Source organism: Vibrio sp. Y42_MX_L11 (assembly GCF_024181785.1).
In the GTDB taxonomy this organism is placed as follows: domain Bacteria; phylum Pseudomonadota; class Gammaproteobacteria; order Enterobacterales; family Vibrionaceae; genus Vibrio; species Vibrio diabolicus.
On sequence record NZ_JAMZAP010000028.1, the window covers coordinates 34,896 to 56,379 of the forward strand.

A 21,484-nucleotide genomic window follows, 5' to 3' on the forward strand; every position below is an offset into this window, starting at 1 on the left:
CGAAACTTGCACTCAATCAGTGCGCGGTATTACTTTGCAATAGTTGTTTGCATTCTAACGTTTTGTAAATTAAAGACTTTCAATCTTGGCACCTCGTTTGCTTTGAGATAAATGTTCATCGTTAACTCGATGCGCCGCTCTCTATAGCAGGCGAGAGCGGGATAGGGTATTACTTTTGAAAATGTACTAACAGCGTTAAAGGCATTGCTGCCTCTCTCGATTCGGGAGAGGCTTTTTTTTGCCTGTAATTTAGGATTAGTCGCGCAGGAGGCGTTATGTCACAAGGGTGTAGAAAGACAACTTGTCCGTATTGCGGAGTCGGCTGCGGAATTGAAATCAGCAATAACAAGATTATTGGAGATGCGCTTCATCCGGCCAATTCCGGTTCACTGTGTGTAAAGGGTGTCGCATTAGCAGAAAGCTTAAAAATGCCTTCAAGGTTGCTCTACCCCAAGCTAAGGGAAAAAGAAGTGTCATGGCAGTCGGTCACAGACTTAATTGCACAAGAGATCCATCAAGCGAAAGCGGAGTTTGGACCAGATTCTGTCGCGATGTATGTTTCAGGGCAGTTGCTTACTGAAGATTACTACGTCGCGAATAAACTCATGAAAGGTTATGTGGGTAGCGCGAACATCGATACCAATTCCCGTTTGTGTATGTCTTCGGCGGTTGCGGCTCATGTACGAGCATTTGGCGAAGATGTGGTTCCTGTTAATTACGACGACATTGATAAGACTGAGCTATTGATCATCTGCGGTGCGAATACTGCTTGGACGCATCCTGTTTTATTTCGACGTATTCAACAAGCGAGAGAGAACAACCCTAATCTCAAGCTGGTGGTCATTGACCCTCGTGAAACGGTCACAGCACAACAAGCGGATTTGCATTTACCGATTAAAAACGATGGTGATGTGTCACTTTTTAATGGGCTGATCAAGTTTCTTATCGAGCAGCAATGTATTGATTCTGAATACATAAATTCCTATACCGAAAGTTTTTCTGCGCTTGCAGAAGAAGTTTCTGATTTGCGTTACGATGTCACTAATCTAACCTCTTCCATTGGGATTTCAGAAGAAAAACTCACGACATTCTTCCAATGGTTTGCACAAAGCCCAACCGCAATCACGTTGTTTTGCCAAGGGGTTAACCAAGCCGAAAATGGTGTCGATAAAGGCAATGCCATTATTAATGCACATTTGGCGTCAGGTAAAATTGCCAAGTCAGGTTGTGGGCCGTTTTCTATTACAGGTCAGCCGAATGCGATGGGTGGGCGAGAAGTCGGTGGTTTGGCAAACCAACTAGCGGTTCATCGCGCTTTTGACTCAGAGTCTATCAAGCAAGTCCAAGCGTTTTGGGATTCACCCGAAATTGCCACTAAGCCTGGATTAAAAGCTGTCGAGCTGTTTGAGGCGGTAGAACGTGGTGAGATTAAAGTTCTGTGGATCATGGCAACGAATCCCGTGGTTTCTTTGCCTGATAATCAGATGGTTAAGCGCGCGTTAGAGGCTTGTCCTTTTGTGATTGTGTCTGATATTACCGCGGAGTCGGACGTTGCTAAATATGCAGATGTTCTACTGCCAGCAGTTGGTTGGGGTGAAAAGCAAGGGATGGTGACTAACTCTGAACGTAGAATGTCTCGTCAACGTCAGTTTCAAGTACCACCTGGTGAAGCAAAACCAGATTGGTGGGCGATAAGCCAAGTCGGGCAAGCTTTGTGTGAACTAGAGAAGGCCCAGAATGGTTTTGCATTTACCTCAGAACATGCGGTATTCAGGGAATATGCGGCGATGACAGGTATGAATGCAGATTCGCCATTGAAGCTCGACCTGTCTCAACACGCGAACTTAACCGAGCAAGAATACGAAGAGTGGGTGCCGACACAATGGGGAGGAGAGCGCCCTTTTTCTGATGGAATCTATTCGCACCCAGATGGTAAAGCGCGTTTTGTCGTGACCAGTGAATTGCCTCAACGCTTAGAGAGAGCAAAAGGCTGGTGGCTCAATACGGGTAGACAACGCGACCAATGGCATACCATGACGCGTACAGGGCATATCGCACACCTTGCCGCCTCTGAGTTAGAGCCAACCGTGTACATGAACACACTCTCCGCCACTCAAAATCGCTTAAAAGCCGGACAGCTCATCAAGCTGTTCCAGCCTACTTCAAACACTGGTATTTATGCCAAAGTTGCCATTGATGAAGGTTTGGGGTTTCAGGAGCTGTTTATGTCAATGCACTGGGCTGGTCGATATGGAGGTGAAAGCAGTGTTAACGCGATAGTAAACAGCGTAAAAGACCCTATTTCTGGGCAGCCTGCGTTTAAGTCGTCTTATGTTGAAGTGCAAGACGCGGCGGTAAAAACCTACGGTATGTTTATCGGTACACAGTTTGATTCTGGCAAGTTTCTCTACAGCGCATTTCAAGCAGAAAGTAATTTGGGCATCTGGCGCTTTGCACACGATAAACGACCAAAAAAGCAGAGTTTTTGTCGAACGGAAAAGAGTCGCAGGATTACGATAGATATTGCCCTAGGTTGGCTAGCGGTGGATTACGACCTTGTTGGAGACGTTCGTATCATTCGTTCTGTTTTGGTGGTGTCTAGTGAACCGATTCAAACCGACTACACCAACTTTACCGGCTTGATTGGTAAGCCGATGGAGCTATCGCAACTGCTTACCATCACTCAATCGCAAAGCAGTGCCAAACTGGTCTGTAGTTGTTTCCGTGTTACTGATAAACAGATACATGACGCGATGGAGAAACAAGACTGCACTTCACTGACCCAACTTCAAAACAAACTCAAATGCGGTACCAACTGTGGTTCGTGCGTTTCTCAAATCAAACAAATGCTCGACAGCCATCTGCATCAAAAGGGCAAACTGCAAGCGAACCAGCAAAGTCTGGCGATTCAAATAAAGTAAGTCATAAAGAGGATAAGCACATGGAAGCGCCTTATCAAAAGTCTTGGTTTAAGAAAGGACAAGCGGACCAGAGTCAAGAACGCTCGTCTCGCTTTTCTAAGCATGACCAAGCAAGCAAACTGAACCAACTTTTAGAAAATCACTCCGAAGATCTAGATGCGAACCACAAAGGTTTTGTCTCTATTGTCGGAGCAGGACCGCACGACCCAGACTTGTTAACCGTGAAGGCAGTGAAAGCGATTATGTCGGCAGAGGTGCTGTTGTACGACCGTCTGGTAAACAAAGATATTTTGGAGTTGGCCTCGCCACAAGCCGATTGGATTTACGTGGGCAAACGATGCGGACAACCTAGTATTGGTCAGGAAGAAATCTGTGATTTGTTGGTGTCGCTCGCTCAGCAAGGAAAGCGAGTTGTGCGCTTAAAAGGGGGAGATCCTTTTGTATTTGGTCGTGGAGGCGAAGAAGCATTAGCGCTCGTCAAACACTCTATCGCTTACGAAGTCATACCGGGTATTACTGCTGCGATTGGGTGTTCCGCAAACAGCTTGATTCCGCTGACTCATCGCGGCGTTGCTCGCAGCGTTACCTTTGTTACAGGGCAAGTGGTAACAGGCGCATTTGAAGCGTGGAGCCAATTGATGCAAAGCGGACAAACGTTAGTCTTCTATATGGGATTAGAAAAATCGGCAGACATACAAATCGGTTTAGTCGGCGCTGGTTTGAACCAAGATTTCCCTGTTGCGGTCATCACTCATGGTTGCAGCCCTCAGCAACAAGTTCATGTTACCCAACTCAATCAGCTCAATGAGTTATCGATTACACTTAAAGGCGTGAGCCCAGCATTGATTGTGATGGGAGAAGTTGTCAAACTGCGCGAACAACTAATAGAAACCGTACAGTCAGTGACGGAATACGAGGGAATATGAGCAGCATTTTGGAGTGTATCAGAACAGTCGGTCGTGGCGAACGTGGTAGAAAACCACTGAACTTTGATCAAGCGTTTCGAGTTATGGATGAATACCTAAACGGAGAGTGCGATGATGATCAAATGGCAATGCTGCTGATGCTGATCCGCGTACAAAACGAGACTCAACAAGAAATCGCTGGCTTTGTGAAAGCATTCCAATCCCGCATGCCTGCTATTGGTGCAGACATCGACTGGCCATGTTACGCAGGCAAACGTGAGGCGGCAGGTCAGCCTTGGCACCTGTTGGCAGCGAAGATCCTTGCCGATAATGGTCATAAAGTGCTGATGCACGGCTATCACGATCGTCAATCTGGTCGTTTGCATGCCGAAGATTACCTCGGCAAATTTGCTATCAACAAAGCGGAATCAGCAGAAGAAGCAAAGCGTGTGTTAGAAACACAAAACATCGTGTATCTACCGCTCAGTGCATTTGCTCCTCAAGCAGAAACCATGATCGGTTGGAAGAATCGTTATGGGCTTAGAACGCCGATTAATACCGTGGTTCGAGCATTGAACCCGGGGCAAGCAACGGTTGGTATTCGCGGTAGCTTCCATCCTGGTTTCCAACAACTTCATGCAGAAGTCGAATATGAAATCGGTCAAACCGCTCACGCCGTTGTGTCATTCAAAGGGCAATCGGGCGAATCAGAATACAACCCGAAAGTAAGCCAAACGGTATGGTTAAGCCAAACAAGCGGCGTGACATCGCACTACTGTACGGAGCAAATGCTGTCTGAGGTGCCAATGCCTACGAACTGTCCGTTTGGGACGTCAGAAGATGACATGAACCAAATGGCGAATACGGTGTTGGCAACGATGACCGTTGTGCTCTTTGCTCAAGTGCACGATAGGGAACAGGCCTTTGAACGTGCGTTTACTTATTGGGAAAACTATTGTTGTGGCAGTTAATCCTGTGACGAGCTAACCGTGAAACGTTGTTGGATCGGAATCCTTTATCTATTGTTTGTGTAAGCTTGTCAGTGATGTATTTATCACTTGAAGTGTCTCACACCTGGTTGGGGCAAACATCAGTGAGGCCTGACGAGTTTACTTTTCGATAAGAAATGAGGACAAGGATAATGGTTCTAAAGCACTCAAATTCTAACAACAAGGCGTCACATCCCATTCCACAAGAAGCTTTCGATTGGTATGACGAATACGCACATGGCAAAATCTCTCGCCGAGAGTTTCTCAACCGTCTTGGTGGCCTCGCCGTTTTAGGTTTTAGTATGACGGCCCTAGTTGATGCTCTGACTCCAAATTATGCACTCGCAGAGCAAGTTTCCTTTAATGATCCTGAGATCAAAGCAACCTATGAAACCTTTGCCTCGCCCAATGGACATGGGGAAGGTAACGGCTATTTTGTTGTGCCACAGAAGAAGACCTTAAAGTCGCCGACTGTGTTGGTGATTCATGAAAATCGAGGTCTAAACCCATACATCAAAGATGTCGCCAGGCGACTCGCGAAAGATGGCTTTATTGCTTTTGCTCCTGACGCGCTTTATCCACTCGGTGGCTATCCGGGGAACGACGATGAAGGTCGCGCCATGCAGAAAGAGATGGACAGAGCCAAGATCGAACAAGACTTTATTGCAGCCGCTAACTTCCTCAAACAATACGAGGGTGGGAACGGTAAATTGGGCGCAGTTGGGTTCTGCTTCGGTGGATACATCGTCAATATGCTTGCAGCGGTAATGCCAGAAGAGCTGGATGCAGGTGTGCCTTTCTACGGAACACCAGCGGCGCAAGAGATTCAAAAGCAGGTCAAAGGGCCGTTGATGATTCACTTCGCAGGGCTCGATAAGCGTGTTAACGACACATGGCCTGCCTATGAGCAGCAATTGATCGCGAACGATGCGCAATATCAGGCGTTAATGTATGAAAACGTCAATCATGGCTTCCACAACGACTCAACGGCACGCTACGCACCAGAAGAAGCGGCGCTCGCGTGGGAACGCACACTAGGCTTCTTCAATGAACATCTCGCCTCTAGTTAAAACGCTTCAACTTTAATTGGCACAGTCCTTGTTATGTCTCTCTTAGTGAGTGAGATATAAACAAGGAATGTGCATGACTCGATCAACGTCAAAAACACCCATCATAGTGTGCTGTGATAGCCTCCAAGAGCAGGCTCGACTGTCCGGCTTGTTGAGCAAAGATTACGACAACATCGTTGGCTGCCAATTGGCACAACTAGAAACTTTGATGCAGCGAGAACCATCGGCACGCGTTGTGGTTGGATGGCAGCAGCCGACGGCGGAACTGCGTTTAATTGTGGATTTCTGCCGCAGAAAATCGGCACCACTTCTTATCGTCTTAAAGCAGTTATCATCGAATGACATCAATCGGTTATCAGAAAAAATGGACTATGTTCTCATGCCGAACGATAGCGAGTTTGCACTTCAACCTTGGATTGAACATGCGACATTAGTGAGAGCGAAATTCGAAAGTATGCAATCGGAAATTGAATTGCTGACCCATAAGATCGAAGAGCGCAAGCTGGTGGAAAAAGCCAAAGGTCTGCTGATGAAGATGCACAGCGTTGATGAAGAGCAGGCTTATAAAGCGTTAAGAAACTCTGCCATGCAATCGAGTCAAACGCTCTCACAAGTCGCCAAGAATCTGATTATGACATTGCAGTTAATGGATTAATTTCTCTACTACTTTGGAGTTATGGCAGAAATTCTACCGTGGTGCGTGTTGCACTAACAGCAAGCAAAAACAGTTGCTTGGTTACGAGGGTAGACTCTAATGTGCTGTATTTAAAGTAGAAAATAAGTTGGCACAGTACTTGGATTAGTTAAAACGGGTTTATTGTTGAATCGCTTATCTCAATTATCAACGGCGGTAATTGTAGACTTAGCAACGGCGCTACTGCTCTTCGGAGTAGTGGCGCTTTTTTTATGGGAGCAAACCAATGAAATGGAGTTCGATGCTGAAAGTGTCAGCAATTTCGTTATCGGTATTCACCACGGTCAGCGTAAAGGCAGAGTTGGGTGAGCCAGAAATTGAAGACCTGAAGTTTGGTTTTATTAAGTTAACCGATATGGCACCGCTGGCGGTTGCTTATGAGAAAGGCTTTTTTGAAGACGAAGGCTTGTACGTCACTTTAGAAGCGCAAGCAAACTGGAAGGTGCTCTTAGACCGAGTCATCGATGGTGAGCTTGCTGGCGCTCACATGCTTGCTGGTCAACCATTGGGCGCGACGATTGGTGTCGGCACAAAAGCAGAAGTGATTACCGCGTTCAGTATGGATTTGAACGGTAACGCAATCACGGTTTCCAATGATACTTGGGAGCAGATGAAGCAGTACATTCCAAAACAACCAGATGGCAAGCCTGTTCACCCAATCAAAGCAGATGCCTTAAAACCAGTTGTCGACAGCTATCTGGATAAAGGCAACCCGTTCAACATGGGCATGGTGTTCCCTGTATCGACGCACAACTACGAGTTGCGTTACTGGTTAGCGGCAGGCGGGATTCATCCAGGCTTTTACGCACCAGATTCAGGCGATAACAGTGGCCAGTTGGACGCTGACGTTCTTTTGAGTGTTACACCGCCACCACAAATGCCAGCAACAATGGAAGCGGGCACGATCAAAGGGTACTGCGTAGGCGAACCATGGAACCAACAAGCCGTATTCAAAGGCATTGGCACACCAGTCGTGACCGATTACGAGATCTGGAAGAACAACCCAGAGAAAGTGTTTGGTGTTTCCAAAGCTTGGGCTGAGAAGTATCCAAACACACACATTCGCGTAGTGAAAGCCTTGATTCGAGCGGCACATTGGTTGGATGAAAATGACAATGCCAACCGCCAAGAAGCAGTGAAGATGCTATCAAAAAGCGAATACGTTGGAGCCGATGCCGAAGTTATCGCCAACTCAATGACCGGCACGTTTGAATACGAGAAAGGCGACAAACGAGACGTGCCAGATTTCAACGTGTTCTTCCGTCATAACGCCACGTATCCGTATTACAGCGATGCGATTTGGTACCTGACCCAAATGCGTCGATGGGGGCAGATCTCAAGCGAGAAATCCGATGATTGGTACATGGATGTCGCAAAAGAGGTTTACCGTCCAGATATCTACCAACAAGCGGCTCAAGCACTAATTGAAGATGGTGTGTTGAGCAAAAAAGACTTCCCAGATTTTAGTGCTGAAGATGGTTTCCGTGCGCCACAAACACACTTTATCGACAACATCGTTTATGACGGTCGTGAGCCAAATAAATATCTGGAGAAGTTCTCTATCGGGCTTAAAGGAAAAGACAAGGTTTAACCATAACGATAAACGCCACAGGCGAGGGAATTCGCTTGTGGCAACAAGGATGTAAATTTCTTAGGAGTGAGTATGTCTAGTAATGTCATTTCCCTTTTTCCTGCGAAGCAGGTAGTGAACCGAAGTCGGCTGGTGCTTTTGCCCGTCATTGGCTTGCTGATCTTTTTGGCAATGTGGCACTTAGCAGCGAGAGAAGTGCGAACTTCATTAGGTACGCTACCGGGACCGGTGCAAACTTTTCAGCAGTTCAGCAACCTTGTCGATGACCATTGGCAAGAGCGAGAAAAGGAACAAGCGTTTATCGAACGTCAGGAAAAACGTAATGCTGCGAAGTTAGCCAAGAATCCGGACGCGGAAGTGAAGATTCGTCCCTACACAGGTAAACCGACGTTCTTCGACCAAATCATAACAAGCTTAGTGACCGTAACTGCGGGCTTTTTGCTGGCGACGGTTATCGCGATTCCGCTTGGCATCGTGCTTGGTCTTAATCAAGGGCTGTATCAAGCGTTCAACCCAATCATTCAATTGCTTAAGCCTGTTTCACCTTTAGCTTGGCTACCCATCGTTACCATGGTTGTAAGTGCCACTTATGTGAGTGATGACCCGATGTTTGCTAAGTCGTTCATCAACTCTCTGATCACTGTAGCGCTGTGTAGCTTATGGCCGACGCTGATTAATACCGCAGTGGGTGTAACGAGCGTTGATAAAGACTTAATCAACGTAAGCAAAGTGCTCCAACTTTCATGGTGGCAGCACATTCGCACCATCGTTTTACCTTCTGCCATTCCAATGATCTTCACCGGTTTACGTCTCTCTTTAGGTATCGCTTGGATGGTATTGATTGCGGCAGAGATGCTCGCGCAGAACCCAGGGTTAGGCAAGTTCGTTTGGGATGAGTTCCAGAACGGCAGCTCGGCATCATTGGGTCGCATCATGGTGGCAGTCATTACTATTGGTTTTATCGGTTTGATGCTCGATAGAGGCATGCTGCAACTTCAAAAGTGGCTGTCTTGGAATAAACAACAAGCGTTGAGATAAGGGAAAAGATCATGGAAAAAGCATTATTAGATCTAACGCGCTTAGGGATGCGATTCCCAACGCCAGATGGCGAGTTCATCGCGCTTAAGAACGTCGATTTACAAATCAATAAAGGCGAGTTTGTATCGCTGATTGGCCACTCTGGCTGCGGTAAATCAACGGTATTGAACTTAGTCGCAGGGCTACACATGCCAACAGACGGCGGCGTGATCGTCGATGGGCGAGAGGTGGCAGGGCCGGGACCAGACCGCGCAGTGGTGTTCCAAAACCATTCATTATTGCCTTGGCTCACCGTATATCAAAACGTTGAGCTAGCAGTAAAACAAATTGCCGGCAAGAAGGGCAAAGCGTGGATTCAGGAACAAGTGAATCACTACTTGGAGTTGATTCAAATGCAGCATGCCGCGCACAAAAAACCGGATGAAATCTCGGGTGGTATGAAGCAGCGAGTCGGCATCGCGAGAGCACTGGCACTTCAACCAAAGGTTTTGCTGATGGATGAACCATTTGGCGCGTTGGATGCGTTAACTCGTGCGCATTTGCAGGATGCACTGATGAAGATTCAAGCCGAGCTAAACAACACCGTCATCATGATTACTCACGATGTGGATGAAGCGGTGCTGCTATCCGACAAAATAGTGATGATGACTAACGGACCGGCAGCAACCATTGGTGAAGTGTTAGAAGTGAATCTACCTCGCCCTCGTGAGCGTGTCGCACTGGCGGATGATGCGCAGTATCAGAAGTGTCGACAAGCGGTGCTGAAGTTCCTTTACGAGAAGCAATCCAAAGTCGAGATTCCTGCTTCGAAAGAAGACAAACCCAAAACCGCAGCGCAAACGGCATAAGGAGGCAGCAATGAACAGTCCTTTAACGATCCCAGTAAAGAACGCATTGAGCCACATCGTTGTGGTAGGCAACGGTATGGTCGGGCAACACCTTGTCGAGCAATTAGTGCAGAAAAACGCGCATTTGGAGCACCGAATTACCGTGATTGGTGCAGAGCGTTTTATCGCATATGACCGTGTACAGTTGTCCTCTTTGTTTGCGGGTAACTCTCATGATGATTTGATGCTGAGTACCCAAGAATGGTACGACATGCATGGCATCCAACTCGTACTAGGCAGCCAAGTAACAGGCATCGACAGAGAGCAAAAGCGCATTCTACTTGATGGTGAAGATGTGCTGGGTTACGACCAACTCGTGCTCGCGACCGGCTCGTACCCATTTGTGCCGCCAATTGAAGGTAAAGACCGCGACAACGTGTTTGTCTACCGTACGCTTGATGACCTTTCACAAATCAAAAAAGCATGTGAAGGCGCAAAAACAGGCGCAGTGATTGGCGGTGGCTTATTGGGTTTAGAGGCGGCAAATGCACTCAAACTATTGGGGCTAGAAACTCACGTTATTGAATTTGCGCCCCGCCTGATGCCCGTGCAGTTAGACGATGGTGCTGGCTTAGTACTAAAAGAGAAGATTGAAGCGCTAGGGCTAACCGTTCACACCTCAACGGGTACGGAACGAATCTGCGATGGTGAAACGGCTAAGCATCGTATGGTGTTTAAAGACAAAGATCCTCTCGAAGTGGATGTGATTGTCTTCTCCGCAGGCATTCGTCCTCAAGATGAGTTGGCAAGGCTGGCTGAGCTAGAAATAGGCGAGCGAGGCGGCATTGTGATTAACAACCAATGCCAAACCAGCGATGAGAACATATACGCGATTGGCGAATGTGCCCTTTGGGAGCAGAAGATATTTGGTTTGGTCGCACCCGGTTACACCATGGCGAGAACCACTGCCGATGTCCTGACTGGAATGCCAAGCGAAGGTTTTAAAGGTGCAGACATGAGCACCAAACTCAAGCTGCTTGGGGTGGATGTGGCGTCTATCGGCGATGCACAAATGCAAACCGAAGGCGCACAAGAAATGGTTTTGCAAGATGCGGTTGCAGGCATCTACAAAAAGCTGGTGGTTGATGCGAGCGGCACCCAATTACTTGGTGCGATTCTCGTCGGTGATAACAGCGATTACGATGCGCTCTTACAGTGTTATTTGAACAAAACAGTCTTGCCAGACCACGCGGCGAACCTGCTATTTGATACCGGAATGCTGGATGGAGAGATGCCAGACAGCGCCATCATCTGTTCTTGTCACAACGTCACAAAAGGTGACTTAGTTGCCGAGATTCAAGCCGGCACTACCAACCTAACGGACCTTAAAGCCAACACCAAAGCCGGTACTGGCTGTGGTGGCTGTAGCAATATGGTCAAGTCGGTATTGGATACTCAACTGGCAGCCATGGGGGTAGAGGTTAACAACCACCTTTGTGAGCACTTTGAGCTCAGTCGCCAAGAGATGTTCCATATTTGCCAAGTGGAACAAATCAAAGACTTCGACACCTTAATTGCACTGCATGGCAAAGGGCATGGGTGTGATATCTGTAAGCCGACAGCAGCATCTGTGTTTGCTTCTTTGTGGAATGAACACATCATGGAGCCTCAACATCAATCTCTGCAAGATTCTAACGATGCCTTTATGGCAAACCTGCAAAAAGATGGCTCTTACTCAATTGTACCTCGTGTTCCGGGCGGCGAAATTACACCAGACAAACTCATCGTGCTAGGCGAAGTTGCTCAGCAATACGATCTGTACACCAAAATCACTGGCGGTCAGCGCGTGGATTTATTTGGCGCGCAGTTAGAACAGCTTCCAGAAATCTGGCAAACCTTAATTGATGCTGGTTTTGAAACAGGGCACGCCTACGGCAAATCGGTCCGCACCGTGAAATCTTGTGTGGGTTCTACTTGGTGTCGTTATGGTGTTGATGATTCAGTTGGATTAGCCATTGAGCTAGAGAACCGCTACAAAGGATTGCGAGCGCCCCATAAGCTTAAGTTTGCCGTATCGGGCTGTACTCGCGAGTGTGCAGAAGCGCAAAGTAAAGACATTGGGGTGATCGCCACCGAAAACGGCTGGAATCTATACGTTTGTGGTAATGGCGGCATGAGACCAAGACACGCTGATTTGTTTGCATCCGACTTATCCAAATCAGAGTTGATCACCATGATTGACCGAGTATTGATGTTCTACGTCAGCACCGCAGATCGTTTGCAGCGCACGTCGGTGTGGATGGAGAATATGGAAGGGGGCTTAGATTACCTTAAACAAGTGATTTTGGATGACTCTCTCAACCTATGTGATTCATTGGATGAGCAAATGGCGCGAGTCGTAGATACCTATCAGTGTGAGTGGAAGAGTACGCTGGATAATCCTCAGAAATTGCAACGCTTCCGTCCTTTCTTGAACAGCACGTCGGGCAGCAAAGTCTTGCCGTACCAGCGTGTGCGCGGTCAGCGTATTCCAGTGAAACAGGAGGTGTAAATGGCAGCTTCAACCAAAGTGAAATTGTGTCAGCTTGATGACCTAATGCCGTTCATCGGTGCCACTGTGTTAATTGAAGGCGAGCATGTCGCGTTATTCTGCATTCCTGATAGCGGTGTTTACGCCGTTCAAGATTGGGACCCAATTGGTAAGGCTTATGTGATGAGTCGAGGGATTGTCGGTGATATCGATGGTGAGATGTGTGTTGCGTCACCACTGTACAAACAGCATTTCAGCTTAAAGAGTGGGCAGTGTTTGGAAGACGAAGCGCACTGTCTAAAAACGTGGCGAGTAACGGTCGACGATAATCAGGTTTGTTATTTAGTCGAAGAATGATCCTCGAAATTAGCTTGATCGATATGAGTAAATTCTTAGCGTAAGAGACAAGCGAATAAAGCTCCAGAGACAGCACAGTATGGCTCTGGAGCTTTTTGCTATTTGGACGGATTCACTTGGAGTTCGGTATAGCCAGTCGAGTCGTCCACCGCTCTAGTGAACTCAAGTTCTGAGTAAGAATGGATGATCAATTCTGCGGTAGTATCAATCACTGTACCTTCCAGCAAATGCCCGCCCCAGACTCGCCCTTCACGATCAGACACCGAGATATGAACGTGTTGATGTTTAGGCGTTAGGGTTCCCATCACAGAGACGATTTCAAATGGCTCTTGTTTGGTTAACGTACTCTCTGCACCTGCCAAACGAAGGTTGAGGTGAGAGATACAGCCAACGCATGAAGCAATCGAGCCAGCTTTGATACCGTGCTGCTCGACCAATTTCGCTAGGCTCAGCTTTAAGTCCATGCCTTTGGTAAGACGTACTGCTATCACTTCAATCGACATATTACTTCCTAATCAAAACCAGCAAGCAGGAAAGCGCCGTATCCAAATCGGCATAACGTTTGGCTTTGCCAAGTACGCGCATACCTTGCATGTTGTTGAGAACAAAACGAGCGAGCTCTTCTGGTTTCAGCGTTTTCGGCACTAAGGTTTCTTTTTGCGCATTGGTCAGCGCATCCGCAATGATGTCGATAAGATGGTCAAATAAGAAATGCCCTTTGCGCAGTACGTCATCGTCTTCACCTGCATGCTCAATCAACGCATTTTGAATAAAACACCCACAACTTCGCTTGCGTTGCAGCTCTGCAAAGGACTTAAGGAACGATTCCAATTCAGGTAAAGACGCGTCGTCTTTTTCCAAATCATTCAGTGACGGTAGCGAGACCTTTTTCAAGTAGGTATCGAGCGCTTCGTAGTAAAGCTGTTGCTTGTCGCCATAGGTGTTGTAAAGACTGAAGCGGTTGATGTTCAACTCGTCGGTGAGATCAGAAATGGATGTATTAGCGAAACCTTTGCGCCAAAAAACGTCCATAGCGACTAATAGTTTTTCTTCTCGATCGAAGTTGGCTTTTCTTGCCATATGCGTACCTACCTGAGCGGTTTTTCTCAAACCACTCCTAAACTTATTGAACAACTTTTGGGAAATGAAGTTCTTGACTGATCGTTTATAAACTGGCTACAGTATATCCTAACCAATCGGTTAGAAAAAGAAAAAAGGATATAAAATGAAGCTCTACGAAACCGCGATAACTCCAAGTTGTAAGCGAGTTAGCATTTTTTTAAAGGAAATTGGTGGCGATGTTGAACGCATCGCTTTAAATGTGCGTGACGGCGAAAATCTAGCGGAAGATTTCAAGAAAAAAAGCGTCAATGGAAAAGTGCCATTGCTTGAGCTTGAAGATGGCACGACGATTTGTGAGAGCGTCGCAATTTGCCGCTATCTCGATGAAGCGTTTGAAAACGATTTGGCGTTGTTTGGGGCAAACCAACTTGAGCGAGCGCAAGTGGAAATGTGGCATCGCGTGGTGGAGTTTCAAGGTCTATATGCCGCTTTTCAAGCATTTAGAAACATCACAGCTATCTATGAAGATAGAGAGCGTTGTGTTAAAGAGTGGGGCGAAGAGTCCAAGCAACGCGTGCAAGAGTTTTTACCGTTGTTAGATAAGCGACTTGGTGAAAGCGAGTTCATTGCCGCTGACCATTTTACTATCGTCGATATTACAGGCTTTATTTTGATTGGTTTTGCAATTAAAGGCCTAGAAATCGATGTGCTTACTACTGCACCAAACATTGCGCGTTGGTATGAGCAAGTTTCAGCTCGGCCTGCATTTCTAAGTTGATGTACCAGCAGCGAGTAGATCATTGCTCGCTGCTATTGCCTTTCGAATTCACAAGGATATTCAAATTCTTCAGCTTTTTTCTTATTTTGTCTCCTATCGCCTATAATTGGAAAAACAACCTCAATGGGCTTCAATGCGTTTTAGAGCCTAGCGCTCTTAGTCTGTAGACGTTCTTTTCATAGTGGGAAGTCTATTAATAGACAAGGAGAGGTCATGCGTATTCAAGTTAAAACTATCAATAATGTTCTTATTGCTCTTTTAATGGTTTCGGTCTTTGGTCTCGTCGCGCTGTACCTCAATAACACACAGCAGAATGAGCAGATTGAAAAACTGCAAAGTCAGTTAATAGAGAAAGAGCATCAGATATTAATCTCCAATGAGGCGCTGTCTTACACTCGATATCAACACCAGTTATTAGCTGAAGATTATAGTCGTTTTAGAAATGAGCAATCATTGACTAGTGTTCTGCGTTAGCGTGCCCGACTACCGTCTTAAGGAGGCGAATGAAATCCATTCTTTTGGTCGATGACAGTAAAACAGTACTACTTTATATCAGTAGTGCATTAGAAAAGCAGGGCTATGAAGTTATTGCTGTTGAAGACGGACAATCCGCACTTGAAGTGCTGACTTATCGCAAAGATATTCAGTTTGTACTTAGTGACTTAATGATGCCTGGCATTAATGGTATTGAGCTGTGTCGGCAATTAAAATCGCAAGTTAGCGAACGTTACATTTTCTTTGTTTTATTGTCCTCTAGAAATGACCAAAGCTCGATCGTGAAAGGCATCGATGCTGGCGCAGATGACTTTGTGGATAAGAAAACGTCTGTCGAAGAACTTCAAGCGAGAATTCGAGCAGGTTTTCGCACTCTGCAGCTGCACAACAAACTCGTTGATAGAAATAAAGAGTTAGATGCAGCCTATCGAATGATCCATCAAGATTTACAGTCTGCTAGTCACCTGATGGAGCAACTACTCCCAGCGGAGTCGTCTATCCAGAACATGCAATTTAGTTACGCCTACAAACCGTGCTCCCAGATTGGTGGTGACATGTTGGGGTATTTTGAGCTTGATGAACAACATGTCGCATTTTATGTATTCGATGTTTCAGGTCATGGTGTTTCGTCTGCTTTGATGGCTTTTTCTATCCAACAGACGTTATCTCAAAATCTGGGACCTGATTCGATAACCATGGAGCTAAGAGATGGCGACTACTGTATCAGTGAACCAGCAGCCGTTATTGATCGGCTAAACCGACGGTATCAGCAAACTAGGAACAGTCAGCTATATTTCACCATGGTTTATGCCATTCTTAATACAGAATCAGGACAACTTCGCTATTGTACTGCTGGTCATCCTAAGTTCCTTGTTTGGCGAGCGAGCACCGAAACTACAGAGCTGGCGGGTGAAGACAACTTTATGATTGGCGCTTTGCAGCCGATGGAGTACGTTGGTAATCAAATTATTCTGAGTGAGGGGGATGTAGTATGGCTTTATTCGGATGGTTTGATAGAAGCGAGGCGAGGCGAGGTGATGTTTTCAGTACAAAGGTTGGCATCAAGTATAAAAGCTGTTTGTACTTCGCAATTAGAAGTAGAAGTGCAGGCTAGATGTGTCTTTGAACAAGTACAATCTTGGCAGAACAAAGATGAGTTTGACGATGATGCGAGTCTTTTACAAGTAAGGTGGCGTGGCTGATAGCCTAGGGATAAAGGAAAAGAATGTTCCAGAGCGAGTTTAAACGAACTTACGGTGGATCCCTTACTCGCTCTCGAAGTGCGAGCAAAGAGGTTGCTAAGTTTTTAATGGATAATCAAGTATCGTTAAGTACGGCTCGGTCATTGGAGCTTTGTGTTGTTGAGCTTATGAACAATGCTTACATCCATTCTTACAGCGAAATTGAAGGCAAGCCGATAGACGTGGAGTGTAGGATTAGATCTGACCAAATGTCAGATTTCATTGAACTTAGGGTTTCTGACTACGGAGCGTCAATCAATGAAATGACATTCAACCAACATAAAAATAAACAGATTGAGGCTCCTAACTTAATGGATGATGATAGTTGGTCTGCTTCAGGTCGTGGACTGATGTTAGTCGCTCAATTATCTGACCAGTTCAAGTTAGAAAAAGAGATTGGAAAAAACACGTTTGTTTTAGTGAAGAGGAACGGAGAAAAACTAACAACCAAGCAAGATCTATTCACCCCACCTGGTCCCTAGCGTTAATCTGACGGTTACGTTGTATATTATTGTTATTTTGTATTTGTGGTTGGTGCTGGCGACAATAATGCTTCCAACTCTTCTGGTGTCAGTATATCACTGATGTTTAGCATATTGCTCTCATCATCTAACGCCATCTTTGTACGACTAAGCAAGTACCTCTTTTGAGTTGGCGTTAAGTCTTTGAGAGACTCAATCAGCTCCTTGAAATTGCTATTGTTCATTGCCATATTTCCCCCAGTTAAGCCTTAATTTGTTTTATTGCATATTCTTCAAGTAAGCAAAAATTTGTTGATTAATGGCAGCTAGCTCTTTAGTAACTATAGCTATATCTGAGCTATCTGGCTTGTTATCGTTTCTTGTTTCTGCTTCTATTTTGGTGAAAACAATGACAGCGGTTTCTTCACCAAAGCTCTCTAGAATGCCCTTTAGACTGTGAGCCAATAAGTAGAGTTCCGGCCAACATTTGTTTGCGTACAACTCATTGATACGCTGTATGTCATTGGCGTGGTCTTCTAAGTATGTGGAAAAAACGGTGACGATAAGATCTACGTCGTTCTCCATGTATTTATTGAGAACATCAAAATTAATCATGTTTACCTCTGACTAACCGCGAGGTAGAAAAATGTATCGGATAGGAAGGTTGATGTTGGGGGAGTTGAGCGCTGAACAGTGTGCTTATCACTTGAGCTAGACTCATAAAAACAAAGTTATTGTTCGGTACACTTTGACTTATATACAAGTGTCTATGATCTAATCTTTTGTGCAAAGCATTTTGCACTCGTGTCGTGGCAACACAAGTTACGTGATAGTGGGTTCCAAATAAAATGCTGGGTTGGGAACAGTCTTGTCTACCTAGTTTAAAGTAATCATCAAACAAGTAAGCCAAGCGCTCGCCAACTTTGACTATTCCTTCAGTCAAGGTTAACTCTCCTAATTGAGTACAAATACAAGCTAGCAACCTAGTTGCATAATGGCAAGTAGCTTGACGCAAAAAAGGGGCCTTGCGCCCCTTTTGTACAATTAGCTTTGCTTGGAGTCCTGTTCTACCTGCCTCATTAACTCGTTCGCCTTCTTCATTGCACGTCTTGCGCTTGTGGTCCTTCTCTTATTGAGTAGTATGTCGGAGAAGCGCAGGTATTTATCTGCAGTTTTGAATCTCAAATCGTTAATATCTTGAAAACCGATAGGAAAGTTCTTCGAAAACTGATCAACATCTTTCACTAAGTTATCGAGGTGAGTTGTTGTTCTTGCCTTTTCTAGGCGGTAATAGAAGTTTTCAAATTCCTCTTGGAACAAAATTCGAGCAGCCTCGTCCGGAAATGGTAGAGGATCGTTAGAGTCTAGCGCGGTCTCATACAGTTTCATCTCGAGGACTGCATCTTTCATCGCGTTGCTTATTTTTAAGTTGTTTTGATGCTCTTCAACGTTTGAGAAGAAAGTATTCCCAACCTTAATTAGCGCAACAAGTGCTGCAGCATCTTTATTTTTGAGTGCTTCAGTTAGGTGTTTACCAAAAACATCGCTAGATAATGAGCTTGGTGTAAATGGGTAATCCTGATGAATTTGATTTAACTCATCTTTCAGTTCATAGATGGACTTACTGTCTTCTTCTTTACTGTATCGAGACTTTTCCAGTTGGCTATTGATTTGTCTGGCTATCGAAAGCAATGTGGAGTGCTTGCTTGATTGAATATCTAACGCCAGAACTTCAATTTTATGTGAGTCAGGGTAGTAGGCTTTTGCTTTGTTTAGTACAGACTCGATTTCATCATAATTTGGATAGTTGTTAGCATCAGAATTCAGAACCTGATCAATCTCAGATTCAAACTCACTTAGAAGGTAGCTCTTGTGCTGTCGTAGTAAGCCAGCTTTAATCACCGGGTGTAAGTTTTTCTCACTATTAATCAGTGACAAGCTTTTTTCTGGCGGTGTATCAAGCAACCATTCCTGCCCATTAATCTGATCATTTTGCTTGTTAATAGCTATTTCTAAATCAGAGATGGTTTCTTGTTGTTGTTGATAGCCAAATACGATTCCGGTAACCAATAGTACGCTTGCAGCTACACCGCTAACGATAGGCCAATATCGCATGTTCAACTTTTGTTTTAACTGCTCTGGGGTAAGGTCTTTGGGGATGATGCCAGTTGAAAAAACGCGTGCAAAGATAGGCCACTTAGATGCTGGCATATTAGCAGGTTTCGAGACCTTCATTTTCTTTTTGAGAGCTTCATTAACAGGAGTTCTTGAATAAGGATGCTTGCAACTCAATAACTCGTAAGCAATACAAAATAGCGCAAACATATCGTCGCTTAAGTTTGGCTCTTTACCCGACAACAAGTTGAGCGATGCGTAGTTTGGAGTATAACCAAGAGTCTCCACATTTTCGGATTTACGTTTAGCTGCGTATTGATCTTGCTTTAATTGATGAGTTTTAGATACACCAAAGTCGAGTAATTTAACATTACCTTCAGACGTTAAAATGACGTTAGCGGGCTTTAAATCGGCATGCACGACACCAAGTGAATGGGCGTAAGACAGCGCGTCAAGTACCTGATTTAGAATCGATAAAGTTGCGTTAAACTTCAGCCCATGCGGCCTAGATCGTTGTATTAAATTCTCTAATGTTTCCCCGTTAATATATTCCATCACTAAGAAATATATTTCGCCATCAACACCAAAATCAAAAACCCTAATAATATTAGGGTGGCTTAATCTTTGTGTTTGCTGAGCTTCACGTATCAACATGCGTGCAGTCTCTGGTTGAGATGCAAACTCTTTTTGTAAAATCTTTAATGCTACGTAAGGGGTTTCTGAACCTGAAGATTCTAATATCTTATCTTTAGCCAAATAAACATCACAAAGTCCGCCATGGCCAAGAACCGACTCGATTTCATATCGATTTTTGACAGTTGTGCCTATTAAATTCTCATTAATAACATCTTTGTCATTATTTGATGTGTTATTTTTATTGTTTGTTTTCTTATTAACTAACGGAGTGTTTTCTTTTTGAGACAGTTTTGTATTTGTTTCATTTTTATTTTGAACGGAGCCTTCATTGCTAGCAACTTTATTTGATTGGATTGCATTGTCTCGTTTTTGAGTCTTTACAATTTTAGTTTTGTCTCCGCTATCTTTATTATTTATAGAATTGTTTTTATTACTGTCTTCCATCACAAGAACTCCGTATAAATGATGGGGGAATATATACCTTTCTGCTCAATGAAAAGTCATTATGTTAGAATTTCGCGGCCAAACTAACATTCGTTTTTTTATTGATGAAAGTCTAAGTGTCAAAAATTTGAACTTGGTTGGATAATTAAAATTGTTGAACATTACGTGATTGCTTTGATAAAAAAATGATTCATTATTCCGTGCATGATTTTCAATGGCAGGTTTAAGGTTTTTATTAATCTTACTGTTAATAAGAAAGTGACTAATAATAAAATTAAAAATAATATTTAGCAGGTCTTTGGCGAGGTTTACATGAAGTTGGTTTTAACCATAACAAGTTTTCACAAATTTACTCCAGAGATTGAGAGTGAGTTTGTGTTTGAATCAAGTGATGAGCATGCCAAAGTTACATTTGGTCGGTCTGAGCAATGTGATTGGACACTGCCAGACCCTGAAAGAGTAGTATCCGGAACTCACGGAGAGCTCATCAAGTTTGGTGATAAATACTTGATAAAAGACTTATCAACTAATGGCACGTTTGTTAATAACGCTGTGACACCTGTGGGCCAAGGAAATGAGATTGCACTAAGTGACGACGATACGGTTAGTTTAGGGGATTACCAAATTTCAGTAAGTATTCAAACTAGCACTGAGGCATTCAATAATCAGGAAAATAACTTTCGTTCCAGTTCAGAACCTGAAGCATTCTCGAGTTCATCTGAAGCAGAGTTTGTAGACCTCGGCCTTAGTGCCAGTGAGCTTTTGAATGAGAGTGTTCCTTCTGACTTTCAATTAGATATTGGCTTAGTCGATGATTTTATTGATATCCCCAAACCAGAAAAACAGAGTGTAGATCCTACACCTGTACCGGAAACCCCGCGACAGCTAGAACGTCAACCAACTCCCAAATTTGATAGTAAAGGGAGCGAGCTTGCGGCGTTCATTAAAGGAGCGGGTATTGATCCAACGATGATTCCCAGCGACAACAGAGAGCAATGGTTTGAACAACTGGGGGAATCATTTTCTTTGATGTTAGTTGGTTTAATGGAAACGCTGCACAATCGAGCGGTATTTAAACAAACAAATCGACTTAGTCATACTGCGTTTCGGAAGTCAGAAAATAATCCTCTGAAGTTCTCTGCGAATTTAGAAGATGCAATTCATAACTTATATAACCGTCAAACTGCAAGTTTCCTAAAACCAAGTGCAGCAGGGAAAGATTACGAAACCCCTTGCCCTGCAAGGACTTGCGAAAGGTAGCTGTTGCTACGGTTCGCTTTTTTCTGCTTTCTTTTGATCCCAGCTTTGAAGCTGGTTTCTTCCGTCAGCA

The 21,484-nt window shown here is 44.7% G+C and carries 19 protein-coding genes and 1 pseudogene; 15 read left to right on the top strand and 5 right to left on the bottom strand.

Annotated features, from left to right (window positions below):
• Positions 1–275 precede the first annotated feature (275 nt).
• From NL643_RS21020 to nirD, 10 genes are all read left to right on the top strand, one after another.
• Entirely contained in the window at positions 276–2,921 is a 2,646-nt protein-coding gene (locus tag NL643_RS21020; protein WP_253645111.1) for a nitrate reductase, read from the top strand.
• 20 nt (positions 2,922–2,941) lie between these two features.
• A complete protein-coding gene (cobA, locus tag NL643_RS21025) occupies positions 2,942–3,847 on the top strand; it encodes a uroporphyrinogen-III C-methyltransferase (RefSeq protein ID WP_085343667.1) in 906 nt (301 codons plus the stop codon).
• Positions 3,844–4,797: a glycosyl transferase family protein gene (locus NL643_RS21030; RefSeq protein ID WP_253645112.1), complete on the top strand. Its 954-nt coding sequence runs from the start codon at positions 3,844–3,846 to the stop codon at positions 4,795–4,797. The genes cobA and NL643_RS21030 overlap by 4 nt, the downstream gene beginning before the upstream one ends.
• 170 nt (positions 4,798–4,967) lie before the next feature.
• Positions 4,968–5,885 carry a dienelactone hydrolase family protein gene (locus NL643_RS21035; RefSeq protein WP_253645113.1) on the top strand — a complete coding sequence of 306 codons (918 nt, stop codon included), beginning with the start codon at positions 4,968–4,970 and terminating at the stop codon, positions 5,883–5,885.
• 73 nt (positions 5,886–5,958) lie between these two features.
• Positions 5,959–6,540 (top strand): ANTAR domain-containing response regulator, encoded by a 582-nt coding sequence (locus tag NL643_RS21040; RefSeq protein WP_253645114.1) that lies wholly within the window; start codon positions 5,959–5,961, stop codon positions 6,538–6,540.
• Between the two features lie 265 nt (positions 6,541–6,805).
• On the top strand, positions 6,806–8,170 hold the full coding sequence (locus NL643_RS21045) for a CmpA/NrtA family ABC transporter substrate-binding protein (RefSeq protein WP_150918077.1): 1,365 nt from the start codon (positions 6,806–6,808) through the stop codon (positions 8,168–8,170).
• Between the two features lie 72 nt (positions 8,171–8,242).
• On the top strand, positions 8,243–9,208 hold the full coding sequence (locus NL643_RS21050) for an ABC transporter permease (RefSeq protein ID WP_253645115.1): 966 nt from the start codon (positions 8,243–8,245) through the stop codon (positions 9,206–9,208).
• Positions 9,209–9,219: 11 nt separating this feature from the next.
• Positions 9,220–10,056, top strand: coding sequence for an ABC transporter ATP-binding protein (locus tag NL643_RS21055; protein ID WP_005450080.1), 837 nt, complete (start codon positions 9,220–9,222; stop codon positions 10,054–10,056).
• Positions 10,057–10,066: 10 nt separating this feature from the next.
• Entirely contained in the window at positions 10,067–12,586 is a 2,520-nt protein-coding gene (gene nirB / locus NL643_RS21060; RefSeq protein WP_253645116.1) for a nitrite reductase large subunit NirB, read from the top strand.
• On the top strand, positions 12,587–12,922 hold the full coding sequence (gene nirD / locus NL643_RS21065; protein ID WP_253645117.1) for a nitrite reductase small subunit NirD: 336 nt from the start codon (positions 12,587–12,589) through the stop codon (positions 12,920–12,922).
• 98 nt (positions 12,923–13,020) lie between these two features.
• On the opposite strand, the gene NL643_RS21070 is transcribed toward nirD, so the two are convergent.
• Both NL643_RS21070 and NL643_RS21075 read right to left on the bottom strand, forming a co-directional pair.
• Entirely contained in the window at positions 13,021–13,425 is a 405-nt protein-coding gene (locus NL643_RS21070) for a PPC domain-containing DNA-binding protein (protein ID WP_253645118.1), read from the bottom strand.
• 1 nt (position 13,426) lies between these two features.
• On the bottom strand, positions 13,427–14,002 hold the full coding sequence (locus tag NL643_RS21075) for a TetR/AcrR family transcriptional regulator (protein ID WP_140066583.1): 576 nt from the start codon (positions 14,000–14,002) through the stop codon (positions 13,427–13,429).
• 145 nt (positions 14,003–14,147) lie between these two features.
• On the opposite strand from NL643_RS21075, the gene NL643_RS21080 reads away from it, so the two are divergent.
• The 4 genes from NL643_RS21080 to NL643_RS21095 all read left to right on the top strand — a co-directional run bounded on the left by NL643_RS21080 (position 14,148) and on the right by NL643_RS21095 (position 16,980).
• Complete coding sequence (locus NL643_RS21080; protein ID WP_104970773.1) at positions 14,148–14,762, top strand: glutathione S-transferase; 615 nt, start codon at positions 14,148–14,150, stop codon at positions 14,760–14,762.
• A gap of 213 nt (positions 14,763–14,975) precedes the next feature.
• A complete protein-coding gene (locus NL643_RS21085; RefSeq protein WP_253645119.1) occupies positions 14,976–15,236 on the top strand; it encodes a hypothetical protein in 261 nt (86 codons plus the stop codon).
• Positions 15,237–15,265: 29 nt separating this feature from the next.
• Positions 15,266–16,459 (top strand): PP2C family protein-serine/threonine phosphatase, encoded by a 1,194-nt coding sequence (locus NL643_RS21090; protein ID WP_253645120.1) that lies wholly within the window; start codon positions 15,266–15,268, stop codon positions 16,457–16,459.
• Between the two features lie 107 nt (positions 16,460–16,566).
• The gene (locus NL643_RS21095; protein ID WP_240312158.1) at positions 16,567–16,980 is read left to right on the top strand and encodes an ATP-binding protein; all 414 of its coding nucleotides are present in this window, start codon (positions 16,567–16,569) and stop codon (positions 16,978–16,980) included.
• A gap of 32 nt (positions 16,981–17,012) precedes the next feature.
• On the opposite strand, the gene NL643_RS21100 is transcribed toward NL643_RS21095, so the two are convergent.
• The 3 genes from NL643_RS21100 to NL643_RS21110 all read right to left on the bottom strand — a co-directional run bounded on the left by NL643_RS21100 (position 17,013) and on the right by NL643_RS21110 (position 20,154).
• Positions 17,013–17,204 carry a hypothetical protein gene (locus NL643_RS21100; protein ID WP_012842175.1) on the bottom strand — a complete coding sequence of 64 codons (192 nt, stop codon included), beginning with the start codon at positions 17,202–17,204 and terminating at the stop codon, positions 17,013–17,015.
• Positions 17,205–17,238: 34 nt separating this feature from the next.
• Positions 17,239–17,574 carry an Hpt domain-containing protein gene (locus NL643_RS21105; protein ID WP_046875350.1) on the bottom strand — a complete coding sequence of 112 codons (336 nt, stop codon included), beginning with the start codon at positions 17,572–17,574 and terminating at the stop codon, positions 17,239–17,241.
• A 429-nt stretch (positions 17,575–18,003) separates the two neighbouring features.
• Positions 18,004–20,154 (bottom strand): serine/threonine-protein kinase, encoded by a 2,151-nt coding sequence (locus NL643_RS21110; RefSeq protein ID WP_168187769.1) that lies wholly within the window; start codon positions 20,152–20,154, stop codon positions 18,004–18,006.
• Between the two features lie 312 nt (positions 20,155–20,466).
• Here NL643_RS21110 and tagH point away from each other — a divergent pair.
• Positions 20,467–21,366, top strand: a pseudogene (gene tagH / locus NL643_RS21115) (type VI secretion system-associated FHA domain protein TagH); the annotation flags it as partial.
• Positions 21,367–21,484: the final 118 nt, after the last annotated feature.